This is a genomic window from Achromobacter sp. ISS7 (assembly GCF_056523125.1).
Map to the genome: position 1 here is coordinate 2,338,407 of NZ_JAWRZD010000001.1, position 15,323 is coordinate 2,353,729.

Sequence of the window (15,323 nt, forward strand, 5' to 3'; positions counted from 1 at the left end):
ACCATGAAAAGCGTTTTCATCCTGGCGGCCATCACCGTGGCCGCCCTGGGCGTGCTCGTCGCCCTGCCGATGGCCTTCGTCGCGCTGCAGGCCGTCTTTCCCCACCTGGCCGAAGGGTCGCTGCGCGATCCCTTCGGCGCCTGGGCCGCCACCCTGGCCACCCCGGCCGCGCTGACGCTGGTCGGCGGCACGCTCAAGCTGGGCCTGGGCGTGGCCGCCGTCAGCGCGCTCATCGGCATTCCGCTGGGCGCGCTGCGCGGCCTGTTCCAGGTGCCGCTGGCGCGGCTGTGGGACCTGCTGTTCCTGGTGCCGTTCCTGCTGCCGCCCTACATCGCCGCGCTGTCGTGGACCATGGCGCTGCAGCCGCGCGGCTACCTGGAGCAGCTGGCCGGCTTCAATCTCGGGCCGCTGCTGTTCTCGCCGGCCGGCGTGACGCTGGCGATGGGGCTGGCGATCTTCCCGGTGGTGTACTTCGCCGTCTCGCGCAGCATGGCCGCCACCGGCGCGCGGCTGGCCGAGGTAGCGCGCGTGTTCGGCGCCGGGCCCTGGCGCGCCTTCCTGCGCGTGACGCTGCCGCTGGCCTTGCCGGCCATTGCGGCCAGCCTGCTGCTGGCCTTCACGCTGGCGATCGAGGAATACGGCGTGCCCGCCGCGCTGGGCTCGCAGGCCGGCGTCAGCGTCATGACCACCGCCATCGAGCGGCGCCTGGCGGACTGGCCCATCGACCTGCCGGGCGCGGCCTTGCTGTCGATGGTGCTGGTGGCCCTGGCGCTGACGGCCTACGCCGTACAGCGCGCGCTGGTCGCCGGACGCGGCTTCGAGACCACCACCGGCAAGCCCGCGCCGCTGGCGCGCGGCCGGCTGGGCGCCTGGCGCTGGCCGGTGCTCGGCCTGTTCGCGGCGGTCGCGCTGGTGGCGGTGGCGGCGCCGCTGGCGTCGATGCTGGCCGCGGCCCTGACGCGCCACGTCTCGGCCGGCCTGTCGCTGGACAACCTGACCCTGGCCAACTTCGCGGCCCTGTTCCAGGCCGGCGGCGAAGCCTGGCAGGCGCTGTCGACCAGCCTGCTGCTGGCCACCGGCACCGCGCTGGCGGCCGGCGCGGTGGGCCTGCTGGCGGCCTGGTGCGTAGCCGGCCGCCACGTGCCGGGCGCGGCCGTCATCGACGCGCTGGCGCTGCTGCCCGCGGCGCTGCCCGGCGTGGTGGTGGGAGTGGGCCTGATCCTGGCCTGGAACCAGCCGTTCTGGCCGGCTTCGCCGTACGGCACCTGGGGCATCCTGCTGCTGTCGTACACCTGCCTGCTGCTGCCCTACCCGGTGCGCTACGTCAGCGCCGCGCTGGCGCAGATCGGCGCCAACCTGGAAGCGGCGGCGCGGGTGCATGGCGCCAGCGCGGCGGCGGCCTTGCGCCGCATCGTGCTGCCGCTGGTGCTGCCCGGCCTGGCGGCCGCGATGCTGATGGTGTTCGCCGTCGCCTCGCGCGAACTGGTGACGTCGCTGCTGCTGGCGCCCGCCGGCGTGCAGACGGTGTCGGTGTTCGTCTGGCGGCAATTCGAGCAGGGGTCGGTGGGCGAAGGCATGGCCATGGCCGCGGTGGCGGTCGGCGTCAGCCTGACGCTGATGCTGGCGGCCACGTCGATCCGGCGCGGCCGCTCGGCCTAGCGGCCTGGCGAGACCGTCCGCCGGCCGGCGGGCGGTTCGCCGCGCGGACGCCGCGGGTTCGAACCCACGGCGCCCGCGCGGCGTTCTATATCTGGCCCTGCACCACGCGGTTGCGGCCCTGGTTCTTGGCCTGGTAGAGGCCGCGATCAGCCACCTGGATCAGGTCGGTGCACGGCTGGTCGGCGGCCGGCACGGCGGTGGCGGTGCCGATGCTGACGGTCAGCCACGGGCCGCCGTTGCTGTCCTTCTGCGGAATCTGCATGGCCTCGACGGCGCGGCGCAGCTTCTCGGCGGCCAGCCGGGCGCTGCCCGACGGCGTGCCCGGCAGCACCAGCGCGAACTCCTCGCCGCCGAAACGCGCGGCCAGGTCGGTGGAGCGGTCGCAACTGGCGAAGATGGTGTTGGCGACGCGCTTGAGCGCTTCGTCGCCGGCGATGTGGCCGTAGGTGTCGTTGTACGACTTGAAGTGGTCCACGTCGATCATCAGCATGCTGATCTCGCGGCCGTCGCGGCGCGCCCGCAGCCATTCGGCGTTGAGGTATTCGTCGAAATAGCGGCGGTTGCCCAGCCCCGTCAGGCCGTCGGAGTTGGTCAGGCGGCGCAGCTCCATATTGCTTTCCAGCAGCTGCTGCTGGCTCTGGCGCAGGGCCTGGTAGGCCTCGTCGCGCTGCACCAGAGCCAGGTACGAACGCGAGTGGTAGCGGATGCGCGCCACCAGCTCGATCGAGTCGGGCAGTTTCACCAGGTAATCGTTGGCGCCGGCGGCGAAGGCCGCGCTCTTGATGGCGGGGTCTTCCTTGGTCGACAGCACGATGATGGGGATGTCGCGCGTGACCGGGTGGCTGCGGTACTCCTGCACCAGGCTCAGGCCATCCACGCCCGGCAGCACCAGGTCCTGCAGGATCACCGTGGGCCGGGTCTGGACGGCCACGGTCAGCGCCTTGTAGGGGTCCGAGCAGTAGTGGAAGTCGATATTGCCCTCCGTGGCCAGGGCCCGGCGGATGGCCTCGCCGACCATGACCTGATCGTCGACCAGCAGCACCATGGCCGCATGCGAGTTCAGGTCGGCCGAGGCCGGGCTGTCAAAGGGAGGGTGCATAGTGTCTTTCCTTGATTTCTACTTGCTCCGCCCGCTCAGGCGAAAGCCTGGATCAGGCGGGGTGCGATCTTGTCCAATGGGCGGATTTCAACTGCGGCCTGCATCGCGGCGGCCGCCTTGGGCATGCCATAGACGGCGCTGGTGGCCTGGTCCTGGGCGATGGTCAGGCAGCCGCGCTCTCGCAGCGCCTTCAGGCCGCGGGCCCCGTCCTGCCCCATGCCCGTCAGCAGCACGCCGACGGCCAGGCCGCGCCAGTGCTGCGCGACGCTATGAAAAATACATCAATAGAGGGCCGGTACAGGCTTTCTTTCGGATTCTCGGTGTAACGCAGCGTACCATCGGCCAGCAGGTGCAGATGGTCGTCGGTGCCGGCCAGCAGCACCTGCCCCGGCAGCGGCCGTTCGCCTTCGCGCACCAGTCGCACCGGCAGCGTGATCTGGTCATTGAGCCAGTCGGCCATGCCGGCCGCGAACGAGGCGTCCACGTGCTGCACCAGCACGATGCCGGCGGGAAAACCCACCGGAATGTCGCGCAGCAGCTGCGCCAGCGTGGACGGTCCGCCAGCCGAGGCGCCGATCACCAGCAGGCCCTGCGACGGGTCGGCCTGGGCCGCGGTGCGGGCCACCGGGCTGAGCGCGGTGCGATTGGTGCCGTAGCGGCCGATCAGCCAGCCGATATTGCGGATCTTGCGCAGCAGCGGCGCCGCCGCGCTGCGCAGGTCGGCGCTGCCGACCACCGGCGTGTCCGCCGCGTCCAGCGCGCCGTAGCCCATGGCGTCGAACACCCGCGCGGTGTGGCGCGCCACGTCGACCGTGACCACCACGATGGCGCAGGGCGATTCCGCCATGATGCGGCGGGTGGCCTCGACGCCGTCCATGACGGGCATGATGAGGTCCATCAGCACCACGTCGGGCCGGTCCAGGGCGCATTGCTCGACGGCCTCCTGGCCGTTGGCGGCGACCCACGCCACTTCCAGCCCCGGTTCCAGCGCGATGACGCGCCTGAGGGTTTCCACCGCCATCTGAAGATCGTTGACGATTCCGATTCTCACGTCCGCGCCTTTCCGATCAGGTCTTCCACGGCGTCCAGCAAGGCGTCGTCGTGGAAACTGCCCTTGGCCAGATAATAGTCGGCGCCGGCATCCAGCCCGCGCCGGCTGAAGCGGCGCGCGAAATTTGGGGCGTCTGATGTGAGATAAATGCCCGCTCGCTGAGTTACGCCAGCGGAAAAATAATTACAAATTGGGGAATCTGACGGCTTTCGATTATGAGCCGCTGGAAACACAGACCCCAAAACCTCACCCCCACTCTCTCCGACTCTCTGGCACGATACCTGGCTGAGATATCCCCTCGAAAGAAAGGAACAGCGACCGACGCTTCGATCGCCGCACGTTGGCTCGAGACCAGGCTGGCCAATCGCCGGCTGGCATCAATAACGGACACCGACATCAGCGACATTGCCAACGCTTGGCTGAAAGACCTGGCACCAGCGACGGTCGTGCGCCGCCTCGCCCTTGTGTCCCATCTGTATACAGTGGCCAGGAAGACGTGGAAGCACCGGACCCTGGTCAACCCTCTCCAGTTTGTAGACCGTCCAGCCGTCAACGATGCCCGGGAACGTCGCCTTTACGACAACATCCGTCTTAGAGGCGTCCCGGAGACCGAGTGCCCCAGGAGCGAGATCGAATGGCTCATCCGGTCTACCACCTCGGCCGAGCTGCCAACCATCATGGTCCTGGCCGCAGAGTCCGGCATGCGCCGCTCCGAGCTGGTCGTCACCGCAAAGCGAGAGCGAATTGACCTTGCCCACGGTGTGATCTACCTCGACGACACCAAGAATGGTCAGCGCCGCGCTGTCCCATTGACTCCCTGGGCTCTAGCCTGGTTGAAACACTACCTCGTCGGGAGGCCTTCCAGAGGGCGGATTTTCTCAATCTCGCCCTCGTCAGCCACCCGGGCATTTGCCCGGGCCCGAAAGCGTGCACGAAGGGACTATGAGGCCCTTTGTGCGCGGTACGGGCGTACGCCAAGGCCAGAGTACTTCGCCGATCTCCGGCTGCACGATCTACGCCACGAGGCCACAACCCGCCTTGCCGAGGTATATGACATGCACAAGCTGGCCAAAGTGACTGGGCACCGAGATACTCGGATGCTGCTGCGCTACTACCACCCGTCGGGGCGAGACCTGGCCAAGGAGCTAGCCCGCAGCGATCTTGGTCGCCGACAGCGGGCACGCTTGGCGGCAGGCCTCACACCAGCCCTGCTGGCTCAGCGTGCACGTCCCAGCTGAATATCACCAGCTCACGCCGGTGGGCGCCAGCGCCACCACCCACGGTGTACGTGATGTCGGTGGACTCAATCGGAAAGCTGGAGAATAGATCGCGGATGGCGGGGTGATCGTTCAAGGTCACCATCGCCTTCCCCTTGAGCTTTCCCAACACTGCCGCGAGGAGCTCGTACTGCTCCCAGCCGAATTCCACCCCGTAGCCCTCGGTCTCCCAATAGGGAGGGTCCATGAAGAAAAAGGTGTGCGGCCGGTCATAGCGGCGGATGCACTCCATCCACGGCAAGTTCTCGACATAGGCGCTGGCCAAACGCAAGTGGGCGGACGACAGGTTTTCCTCAATGCGCAACAGATTGAGCCCAGGCGGCGCGGTGGTGGCAGTGCCGTACGACTGGCCATCGACGCGGCCGCCGAAAGCCGAATGCTGTAAGTAGAAGAACCTGGCCGCCCGCTGGATGTCGGTCAATGTCTCCTCGGGCGTTATCTGAAGCCACTTGAACACCTGGCGACTCGACAGCGCCCACTTGAACTGGCGGACGAACTCCTCCAGGTGGTGCTTCACGACCCGGTACAGGTTTATCAGCTCGCCATTGACGTCGTTGAGCACTTCAACGTCGGCCGCCATGGGCCGCAGGAAGAACATGGCCGCCCCGCCAGCGAACGGTTCGACATAGCACTGGTGAGGCGGGAAGTACGGAAGCAGACGGTCGGCCAAGCGGCGCTTGCCACCGAGCCACGGAATGATAGGAGATGCCATTTTGTAAATTCGTTTCAAAATGGTAGCCTTGGCGCGCCTGTGCACAGGTGACGCGGCCTTGGCCACATTGGCAGCCTCATTCTGCTGGTGCGGGGCGTGCACGGCGTTCCAGCGCCGAGCACGTCGCCGCGTCTTTATTCGCCCGTGGGGCTAGCTTCGCCAGTCACGGGATCAGGCGCGTCCAGAGTCAGCCAGGCGGGCACATTTCCCCAACCCGGGTAGCTAGCCGGGTTGCCATCGATTTCGACGCTGCTTCCTATCTCGTACGTGGACCCGTCCTTGACCAGGTAGAACACCTCGCCACGGTGATCCTCCTCCACGTCCCAAACTGACGTGGCCTGATTCCATCGAGCGACCTCGCCCGCCGCTACTGCTGGCGGGGCCTCTTCGTAAGAGCCGAAGGGAATATTGAAAACCCCGGGGACCAGGGCCAGCTCATTAGCCTGTGTCGCGAAGAGATAGATCCCGCTGACGGGGTCGGTTTGATAGACAGTCTTGGTAGCCATTCGGCTCTCCTTGGGTTGGAAATAACACTGCAAATGCGCGCGAGGCCGGCAGCAGGCAGGGCGACGCATTCCAAGGCCACTGGCACGCCCTGCACTACTTCCCTGCGGTGCGTGGCCGCGTGGAGCCGGATGGGACCACCGATGCCTACGAGTCCCCTGTCGGGGCGGTATCGACAAACCGGGTACGCGATCCGATCTCTGACGGCGCCCGAGGCGCGCCCCGGGTGTCGAAAGAGACCCGGTCCCTGAACGTTGCTTACTACCCTCGGATCCATGCTTGACGTCCGCCTCACTGCAAATGCACGGGCGTTGGCATCCCGGCAGTCGGGAAGCGCGATCGCAGTGAACGGTGGCCCCACCGGCCTGACGTCGATCGCCGACTTTTCGGCCGCGGCCGCCGCCGTATGGGGGCTGGAGCAAGTGGCCAGCCCGACCCCGGGCATGAAGATCAGCAGCACGCCAGGCACTGCCGGAACGCCCACGTCGGGCAACGTAGCGAGGGTGCGCCCGACGAACACTGCTTATCACCCTCGCATCCATGCTTGACGTCCGCCTCACTGCAAATGCAAGAGCTATGGCGTCGAGACAAGCTGACCAGGTGGGACCGCTCACCTTTTTGCTTGAATCCTCGGCTGCCCAGCAGACTTCGGGACCAGGGTGGTTCATGCCCGCAGGCACGTCGAACAAAGCCGGGTTCCCGAAGTCCGGCCTGGTGTCGGCAAACATGGGGCCGGAAACCAGGTCATCGAACACCGCCTATCACCCACGAATTCATGTCTAGGCTACGCGTGGATCCGAGGGTAATAGGCGACGTTCGGCCCCCGGGTTTCGGCCCCCCCAGTCTGTTCGATGTATGGGAACGAACCACCTGCGGGACCTTTCTCGTAGAAGTTGTCCCCGCCAGCCTGGCCGCCAGCAAGCGTGTTGGCAGCACCTCCCACAGCGTAGAGCGACGAGAACGGGGTTGCTGTGTTCGTGCCGCGCACCCTGTGGCCGTGCAGGCGCAACGCATCGTTCTGACGGCTGCCCATAGCTCTTGCATTTGCAGTGTCGAGGTCAGTCCCCGTAAAGCGGCGGAACATGTCGCGCAGGTCGGGCACCCGGAACTGCGTGGCCGAGTAGTCCGAGAACCAATGCGCGCCGCGATTGGCCTGCCACACAGCTTCCGTGCGAACCAGGCTTTCCTCCTGCGCGTAGCCCCACAGGCCTGCGTAGGCTCCGACCTTCGGCAGTAGGCCACCCACCGCGTCGACCTCGCTGGCCAGCGGTGCCGCGGTGTGACCATCCAAGGGGCGTCCGCACAACAGGGAGCGGTAGCCTGTGAAAAATGCCGTGCTGACCCACGTCCACACCTCGCTGCATTCCCTCACGATGATCGGGCCCACATCGGCCGTAGGCAGATCCAGGATCGAGCGGATCAGCGGACGGTTGGTCAGCGCCGCAGCGATGAGGCGTTGGATTCCCTGCAGGAGCTGAGCGTTGTTGTTGGGGTCGAGCGCCACGCCACCGGTCTCGGCGACCGCGGCCACCTCTTCCTGCAGGGCGTCGAACCACTCAGCCTGCAGGTCCGTCGACGGTATGCCAGCGATCGGATCGCCATTGGTAAAGCCGTCGCGGCCGGGGCCAAACTTGTTCAGATGTCGGGTGGGAGTGGCTATTCGTCGCATGGCGCACCTGGAAAGTGAAAATCAAAGGGAATCGACATACCCGACCAGCACGACTGTGTGCGCGGGCTTGTAGCGTGATAGGAGACACAGCAACCCGGGATCGCCCCAGGCACGCAGCGGCGCCGTACATTTGCTGTTGGCGGTGGCCTGGACAACGTTGGCAGAGGCGACCACGTTCACTCGGAAGGCAAAGCGCCAGCCGCCCTGGTTGATTGCCGCCGTGCACTTGCTGGTGGCCCGGAACGGGCGGAATTCGTCGATCCGCGCGTCGGGATAGCCCAGGCCGATGACCATCTGCCGGAAGTATTCGGGCCTGGCGTCGCCGAGCATGAGTCGGCGCATGTTCACGCGCTGGCGCCGCTGTTCCTTGCCCACAGGGGCATCCAGGCATTCATCGGGGAGGTCGTAGAGCCGTTCCCAGTCCTCTAGCAACTCGTCGGCCAGCAACGGATCGAACTGGGCCACCAGCGATACCGCCAACCGCTCGACCGCGCGCATCGAGGCGCCGCAGGCTTCCATGAGGCGAACCAGTACACCGCCAGGCTGGCGGTTGAGCATGCCGCCAGGCGGCAACAGCGCCAGGAGCGCCTCGCGCCAGGCTTCTATGCTTCTCACGCCCACGTGACTCCCCCGAACGTGGCCAGCTCGCCGAGCAGGCAGGTCACGTTGCCGGCCGGAGACACCAGCACGTGGTCGTTCTCGCCAGCGGCGATCGAGATTGCCTCCCTCATGTGAGTGATCAGCAGCGTGCCACCGGGGATTGCATCACGCACGTGCATGTCCTTGAGCTCAGCGATGATCGCGGCGCGGATCTCGGCCGAGTCTGGTTGCAGGTCCGAGATCACGTATGCGACAGGCTTGGCCACCACCGGCAGCACGAACAGCTCAGCTGTCGCCGGCCGTTGCGCCTCGATATGCATCCGAACGGCTTCGATCTCCCCCGCGTCTGGGATCGGATCATCATCGTCATCCCGGACGAAGCGTACGACGACCGTGCCGGCGCCCATTCCGTTGGGCGTGCACCAGGCGCGGCTCACCCCAGCGACTTCCTTGGCCCAGGCCACGTAGTCATCGTTATCGCCACCGTGGGGTGGCCGGCGGATCCGCTCCAGGATCCGGGCCCGGAACAATTCCGGTCGCTCGACATCGGCGCCGCCGGAGATCTCGGTCGACGCGACGGCAGTGCTGTTGATGCCCAGCACGGGGCTGGCCAGATTGAATTGAATGCCGGCCGCAGTGTTGCCCGCCTGGCCAGTTCCCACTGCGGTAATGGCGGCCGTCGCGCTGCCGCCCACGATGATCACTCCCACGTCGACCGTGAACTGCGCCCCGTCCGCACGTTGGAACACGGAGCCCGCCATCAGCGCCGCCCCGTTTTCCCCGCCAATCAACAGCGACCCAGTCGCCGGCGCCGCGGTCTTTTGCTGGACGCCCCATCGCGCGCCGTGAGCGGACAGTTCTTCTTCGTCGCATTGGTCGGGCCAGGCCTGCTTGAATACCCGCTCGAGGAACTTGTAGAGCGCATCCAAGCCGCCCGAGAACACACGCACCAGGACGCCAGCCAAGCTGCGACGGGCTCGAGGAAGAATGCCAGGCAGGCGGCTCTCCATCTCGGAGGCCATCTGCTCGATCAGCTTGGGAAGGGTTGGACGGGGAACCGGCATGTCAAACCTCAGAGGGCACGAACGACTCGCCAGCCAGGCGCCAGGCCTGGGTCGCGGCGTTCCATTCGAATCGATAACGGCGGTCTACGCCGTTCAGGGAGAGCGTGATAAGCAGGACGAGCCAGCCCATCCGCGGAACGAAGGCGCTCACCCCCACCGAGGTGACCAGGCCGTCCTCCTGCATCCACTTCAGAGCTTCGAGGGCGTAATCGCGGGCGCGCTGGACCGTGGACTGCAACTGCTTTTCTCGGGCGAGCAGCCACCAGCGGCAACCGAACTTGTCCTGGGGGGACGAGGCGTAGGCGTCGGCCCACCAGCCACGGCGGTCTTCACCAGCCGCCACCTCGTGCGGCTGCGCCAGGCGGTCCGTGCACAAGCTGAGCAGCACCGCCGTCACCAGCGTATCGTCGCCGGCGAAATCCGCACCGGCCAGGCTCATGTCGAGCAGGCCGGTTTCGGGGTCAAGGGTGAGAGAGAAGTCCATGCTCCGCAGTCTCGCGGAACATGGCCGGCAGTGCCATTAAACAGGTTTACCGGCTAGGCGACGGGCGTGCCGGAGATGTCGTCGCCTTCTTGCACGCCGTCATGCTTGTGCTGATGGCCGATGTCCGTGCCGTTGTGGGTAGCCTTACCACCTCGCAGGTCCACGTCACCGTCGACGCGCAGGCCGCGCGTCACGCGCACGAAAGAGTCCAGCTCGATCTCGCTGGCATCCGTCATGCGAATCGGCTTTCCGGCGCCGCGTATTACGATGCCGGCGCGGGTCAGATGTATCGAAATGCCCTGGTCGTCGTACATGGCGACTTCGCCGGTCTCCAAGCCGCGCATCCGGTAACGGCGATCATCGACGTTGATTACCACCTGGTGATCGGTATTCCCGCCCACGGACAGGGTGACGCATTCAGCGCCCGCGTGCGGCACCGACGTCATGCCGTACTGTTGAAACCGTTCTGCCTGGTCGCGGCCGACATCGGCCTGGATGCCGATTTGGACGGTCTGCAGGCCGCCACCGTCGTTGACCTGGCCAACGAGGGCGCGGGCAATGGCCAGCCGGATCCGATTCAGGGCCGAGGAGATGCTCATTCTTCGCGTCTCCCCGTGCCGGACAGATCCCAGGGGGAGTCATCCAGGTGTTGCTTGCGGCGCTTGCGCCGGCGGCGCGGCGATGCGCCCTCCAGATCAAACGCCTCCGGCCGGCACACGGTGAGCGCCGTGCGACGGGCATTGGTCTCGTCCAGCGTGTACCGGCAGGAGGTAATCAGCAAATCCAGATCCAGGAACATGCGGGGGCTGGTAACCCTGACCAGGGTGTTGGGGAGCCACAGATCGCCGACCTGGCCATCTTGCCCTGTGCGCCACCCAACGACGATGATCTGCGCACGCTTACCACGCCCCATCCGGGTGGAAACCTCCCACTGGGCGCGTTCCTTGGCCTCGGCGTTGCTCAGGCCTTGCTCGGAATGGATGATCAGCGGCCGGTATCGATCAATCTCCGGATCCGTTGCCTTGGCCTGGATGTGGGCGGCCGTCGCGCCAAACTGGTTGTCATTGCCCGCGACCTGCGCCTTCATGCGGATCTCGGAATGGCGCCGCGCCCAGGTGTGTCGCGCGCTGATTCTCCGGATGTTCAGGCCCTCGACCAGTTTGGTTTCGATCAGCGTCTCGCTGGCGCGGGTCAGCACCAATTGGCCGGTCGGCGAGCTGGTCACCAGGATCGCCTTGGCCCGAGCCGCACGGTCGATCGCATCGAACGCCTTTTCGCCGTCATCCAGGGAGAAGCTGTCGATCGCGTCACCCGTGTCCGTTTGCACCAGCACCTCGATGCCGAACGGCTTGCAGATGTCTCGTACGATTTGCTCCAGACGCGCGCGCTTCCACTGACCGCTGCCATGGATGGCAGAGCTGTCCACCAGGTCGCCCGTCTTGTCGCGCCCGCTGACGTTGAGCCTGCAGGACTTGTCGGTCAGGTCGATATCGATCGTGTCGATGTAACCCGTGATGAGCACGTCCTGGCCGAACTTCACCTCGCACGGTAGGCCCTCGCGCAGGCCGATCGGGGCCTCCTCGCCTGGCCAGCGGTGAGTCAGCGTCAGCTGAAACTCACCCGCGAGCTGTTCGATGCCGCGCTCGACCTCCAGGCTCTTCCAGCCACCATAGGCCTGGCCGCCCACCACCAGCGTGATCAGGTTTTCGTCAAGCTGAGCCATTAGCGCAGCACCTCCAAGTCGCCGGCCGGCACGAAGAGCGGGTTGCGCACCTGGTTGCGAGCGACGAGCTCATCGGCCCGCGATCCATCCTGGTACACACGCTGGGCGATAACCAGCGCCGGCAGCATGGCCTGGGTGGTATAGGTCGCTCGCTGCTGCAGGCGGTCGGCTTGCTCGGCCACGTCCCGAACGATGGCAACTCGAAGCGCAATGAGCGCGGCCGCCATCTGCGCCGGCGGGTCATAGGCCTCGAGCTCGTGATCGATCTCCTCCAGCACCACGTCGGCCTGGTCGCGGGCGTCTTGACCCGTCGTCACTTCCTTGGCGGCAATGGCGTCGGTCAGAATGCGGGCCTGGGTCGCAATCACCTGGCTGCGGGTGAATTCCTCCATCGCGGCCGCGTTCTCCACCCGGCGGGCCGCGGTGGCGCCCAGGGGCGGAGATGCCGACCCGACGGGACTTGTCCATGGCGCCGGGTCGTTGGCGCCGTACTCCGCGCGCAGGTCAGCTATGGCTGACTTCGGACGCTTGATGGCCACGTCCAGTTGCTGGTACAGCGACTGGAGCTGTAGGGCAAGCGTCTCTGGCGTACGGATCAGCGTGGAGAGACGGTCCGAAATTGACGAAACACCGCGTACGACGTCTCCAGCAAGGTCGACCAGGCCGTTCAGTCCAACCATCCGCTGCAGAGCGTCCAGACTGGAGGTAACGCGTCCGACCAGGTCAGAAACGAGGGTGGCGGCGCCGGAGACGTCGATTAGAGAGGAAAAGCGATCCACGGAAGCCGTGCCCAATTCGTCTGCCGCGTCGTGCACGCCATCCTGAGTGCTCGATGCCGCCTGCGGGAACGTGTTCTCGCCGGCCTCGGCGAACGTGATCGCGAACCGGGCGATGCCGCCCTCAGTATGAGACTCGCGGATGCTGACCCGCCCCAGTACGACCACGTTGAGCATGCCGTACTTGGGATGAATCAGCTCGCCAGACCCATACGCTTCAAGCGCCTCGATAAGCGCGTCTCGCTCCTGCAGGTAGTTCTCGCCCACCACATAGCCATTGACCTGGAACTCGCGCGCGCGGCGCCCCAGGTCATCGGCATAGGGCAGATCCCGCATGGGGTATTCGTGCACCTCGTTGCGCCGGCCGACACCGGTATCCGACTCGGTCGTGCGAAAGGGCACGCCCCGAAAGCTTGCGCCGACCGCCATCCCGTCGGGATGCGCCACCCTGCGCTGTTCTTCACGCCAGCCCATATCAGTCCGTGTTCACATTGGTGCGCCCGACATTGCCCGTCATTCGGGTGCCGTCATTGGGCTGCAGGTCTGCATTTGCCTGAATGCCCGGGGCTGCGGTGATGTTGACATTGACCTCGCCGCCGACCTTGGCGTTGGCCAGCAGTTCCTGCAGTCGACGGATCATCTCGTCGCGCGAAGCAACCACGTCATCGCGCTCGGCCTGCACCTTGCTGATAGACAGCGGCGTGTCACCAACCTCCTGCTTCGTTGCAATCAATTCGTCGAACATCTTGATCCTCTCTTCGCGCTGAGCGATGCGATTGCGCAGTCCCTCCTCGGTGCGGAACATATTGTCTTGCGCCAAAGCGCCAGCGATGGGGGCTGCAACCAGAAAGCCGGCCGACAGTGCGCCGGCGGCACTGATGCCTCCCGCCGCACCTGCTCCGGCGCCGCCGAGCGCGCTCGTGGCACCAGCTGGGGCCGCAGCTGCGGCTGCCGTTGCTGCGGCCCGCGCTGCCCGTGCTGCGCCGATAGAGCTTGCGGCCTTTCCGACGCCAAGCGCAGCCCCGCCTAACCCGACAACCCCAGCTCCAACCGCCAGGCCCTGAAGAATCGTGATAGAGCCGCTAATCGCGGCCGCCAATTGCGGCGAGCTCTTGGCCAGGTCAGCAAAACTGTCTGCGACTGCCTTGGTAACCGGCGCAAGCTTGATCATTGCATCGTAGTTTGCGAACTCTTCTGCTTGCTTTGCCTGGTTGAGCGCGTAACTGGGGGATTCTTCGACAGTCCACATGTTCCGGTTGACAGCATCGGCGCCATATAGCAATGAATCCTTGGCAATCTTGTTGACATTGCCGCGGTCTGCAAGGAATCCAACTAGAGCCTTCATCGCCTCCTTGTCTGGAAACAGCTTGGATATGACGCTGCCCTGGGCGATATTCATCACTGACGCGAGGGCTTCTTGCCGCTCAGTTCCCTCGGGAGCCTTCCGGTATTTCGTGAGCGCATTTTGGTAGTTTTTGTCCTTTGCAAGCTGCTCCTCAATGATGTTTGCCGTTACGTCAAGCGCGTCGAGACCAGCCATGCGGCCTTCTGCGAGTCTCTTGTCGTATCGAATCCCCAGCTTTGCAAAGTTGTTCCGGGTGTCCTGCGCTCCCATCTTTGTGAGGAGATTTTCGGTATTTGTTGCAGCCTCCGCAGAAGTCCCAGCAGTCAGCCTTGTTGCTTGGTTCAAAGCAGCAAGCTTGGCCACTCCGGTGACGCCGGACAAGCCAACGTTTCGAGCTGATGCAAACTGGCTGGGAAGAGAGGCCGCCAGATCCCGGATCTCGAATGCACCGCTTTGACCGGCGAACGTAGCAGCCCCGAAGACGCGTGCCATTTCCTGCGGCTTGATCCCCATGCTCGCGTTGGCAGCGAACGCAATCTGGGCAAATTCATCTCCCGACGCCTGGTTCGCCGTAGCGGCACGCTGGGCCTCGCGAAAGATGGTCATTGAGTCCGCAGAATTGAAGCGGCCGGACGATAGCAACGAGTTCAGCGTTGCCGATGCGCTTTCCCGGGTTCCGCCACCATATCGGATCGCATCGCGGATAGCCCGGTCCATTTCAGTCCGTCCAGCGATACGTCGTGCTCGATCCTCGGCTGCGTTCAGCGACGGATCACCGTATGCGGTGTTCGCCATATGGGCGAGCTGCTCGTCATAGGAGAACGCCCGATTGACCTTCGGCGCCACCACGGCGGCACCCGCCATAACCCCAGCAGCCAACAGGCCAGCCTTCTGAGCGCCGGCGATCAGGCGCTGCCGCCCGCTGAACACGCCCATCTCGGCATTCAGCCGTCCGACCGTCTGGCGCATCTGTTCGGCGGCGCGCTGCTGCTCGCGCCAGCTCATGGTGCCGCTGTTGGCCAGGCGCTGGTAAGCGGCCTGCGTGCGCAGGATCTCCTGCTGGATTCGATGCTCGGAGCGAATGCCCAGGGTTTCGCGCGCCTGGGCCATGCGGGCGAACTCGCGCTGGGTGCGCGTCGCCATGTTCACGAGCGAGGTTTCGGTCTGCTTGGTGGCACGGCCGATCGCGGTGAGGTCTTTGGCCCCTGCGATGGCCATGTTGTCCAGGGCCTTCTTAGCTTCCAGCGCGGCCTTGTTCAGGCCGGCCGCGGTGCCGTCGACACGAACCCCAACGACGAATTCGCTCATTACCCAGACCTCTTCTTAGTGAGCTGATCTACATAAAACTGCGCTTCCGCCA

Annotated in this window: 13 protein-coding genes and 1 pseudogene; 2 read left to right on the forward strand and 12 right to left on the reverse strand. The window is 65.6% G+C overall.

Annotated elements, in window-relative coordinates:
- Window positions 1-3 precede the first annotated feature (3 nt).
- Window positions 4-1,659: an ABC transporter permease gene (locus AC1HFW_RS10505; RefSeq protein WP_006395478.1), complete on the forward strand. Its 1,656-nt coding sequence runs from the start codon at window positions 4-6 to the stop codon at window positions 1,657-1,659.
- Between the two features lie 85 nt (window positions 1,660-1,744).
- On the opposite strand, the gene AC1HFW_RS10510 is transcribed toward AC1HFW_RS10505, so the two are convergent.
- The gene (locus AC1HFW_RS10510; RefSeq protein WP_006395479.1) at window positions 1,745-2,758 is read right to left on the reverse strand and encodes a response regulator; all 1,014 of its coding nucleotides are present in this window, start codon (window positions 2,756-2,758) and stop codon (window positions 1,745-1,747) included.
- A 35-nt stretch (window positions 2,759-2,793) separates the two neighbouring features.
- Window positions 2,794-3,809 (reverse strand): annotated as a pseudogene (cheB, locus tag AC1HFW_RS10515) (chemotaxis-specific protein-glutamate methyltransferase CheB).
- A 215-nt stretch (window positions 3,810-4,024) separates the two neighbouring features.
- On the opposite strand from cheB, the gene AC1HFW_RS10520 reads away from it, so the two are divergent.
- Window positions 4,025-5,047 carry a tyrosine-type recombinase/integrase gene (locus AC1HFW_RS10520; protein ID WP_082380301.1) on the forward strand — a complete coding sequence of 341 codons (1,023 nt, stop codon included), beginning with the start codon at window positions 4,025-4,027 and terminating at the stop codon, window positions 5,045-5,047.
- Here AC1HFW_RS10520 and AC1HFW_RS10525 read toward each other — a convergent pair.
- The 10 genes from AC1HFW_RS10525 to AC1HFW_RS10570 all read right to left on the reverse strand — a co-directional run bounded on the left by AC1HFW_RS10525 (window position 5,007) and on the right by AC1HFW_RS10570 (window position 15,271).
- Entirely contained in the window at window positions 5,007-5,798 is a 792-nt protein-coding gene (locus AC1HFW_RS10525; RefSeq protein ID WP_054474365.1) for a DNA adenine methylase, read from the reverse strand. The two genes, AC1HFW_RS10520 and AC1HFW_RS10525, sit on opposite strands and share 41 nt — an antisense overlap.
- A 134-nt stretch (window positions 5,799-5,932) precedes the next feature.
- A complete protein-coding gene (locus AC1HFW_RS10530; RefSeq protein ID WP_054474366.1) occupies window positions 5,933-6,304 on the reverse strand; it encodes a hypothetical protein in 372 nt (123 codons plus the stop codon).
- Between the two features lie 782 nt (window positions 6,305-7,086).
- Complete coding sequence (locus AC1HFW_RS10535) at window positions 7,087-7,971, reverse strand: phage tail protein (protein ID WP_474787958.1); 885 nt, start codon at window positions 7,969-7,971, stop codon at window positions 7,087-7,089.
- A 21-nt stretch (window positions 7,972-7,992) separates the two neighbouring features.
- Window positions 7,993-8,586 (reverse strand): YmfQ family protein, encoded by a 594-nt coding sequence (locus AC1HFW_RS10540; protein WP_156333340.1) that lies wholly within the window; start codon window positions 8,584-8,586, stop codon window positions 7,993-7,995.
- A complete protein-coding gene (locus AC1HFW_RS10545) occupies window positions 8,583-9,635 on the reverse strand; it encodes a baseplate J/gp47 family protein (RefSeq protein ID WP_479283164.1) in 1,053 nt (350 codons plus the stop codon). The genes AC1HFW_RS10540 and AC1HFW_RS10545 overlap by 4 nt, the downstream gene beginning before the upstream one ends.
- A 1-nt stretch (window position 9,636) precedes the next feature.
- The gene (locus AC1HFW_RS10550; protein WP_054474370.1) at window positions 9,637-10,119 is read right to left on the reverse strand and encodes a phage GP46 family protein; all 483 of its coding nucleotides are present in this window, start codon (window positions 10,117-10,119) and stop codon (window positions 9,637-9,639) included.
- Window positions 10,120-10,172: 53 nt separating this feature from the next.
- Window positions 10,173-10,718, reverse strand: a complete 546-nt coding sequence (locus tag AC1HFW_RS10555; protein ID WP_054474371.1) for a phage baseplate assembly protein V — start codon at window positions 10,716-10,718, stop codon at window positions 10,173-10,175.
- Window positions 10,715-11,842: a phage baseplate assembly protein gene (locus AC1HFW_RS10560; protein WP_054474372.1), complete on the reverse strand. Its 1,128-nt coding sequence runs from the start codon at window positions 11,840-11,842 to the stop codon at window positions 10,715-10,717. The genes AC1HFW_RS10555 and AC1HFW_RS10560 overlap by 4 nt, the downstream gene beginning before the upstream one ends.
- Complete coding sequence (locus AC1HFW_RS10565) at window positions 11,842-13,092, reverse strand: DNA circularization protein (protein WP_054474373.1); 1,251 nt, start codon at window positions 13,090-13,092, stop codon at window positions 11,842-11,844. The genes AC1HFW_RS10560 and AC1HFW_RS10565 overlap by 1 nt, the downstream gene beginning before the upstream one ends.
- Window position 13,093: 1 nt before the next feature.
- A complete protein-coding gene (locus tag AC1HFW_RS10570) occupies window positions 13,094-15,271 on the reverse strand; it encodes a phage tail tape measure protein (protein WP_054474374.1) in 2,178 nt (725 codons plus the stop codon).
- Window positions 15,272-15,323 lie beyond the last annotated feature (52 nt).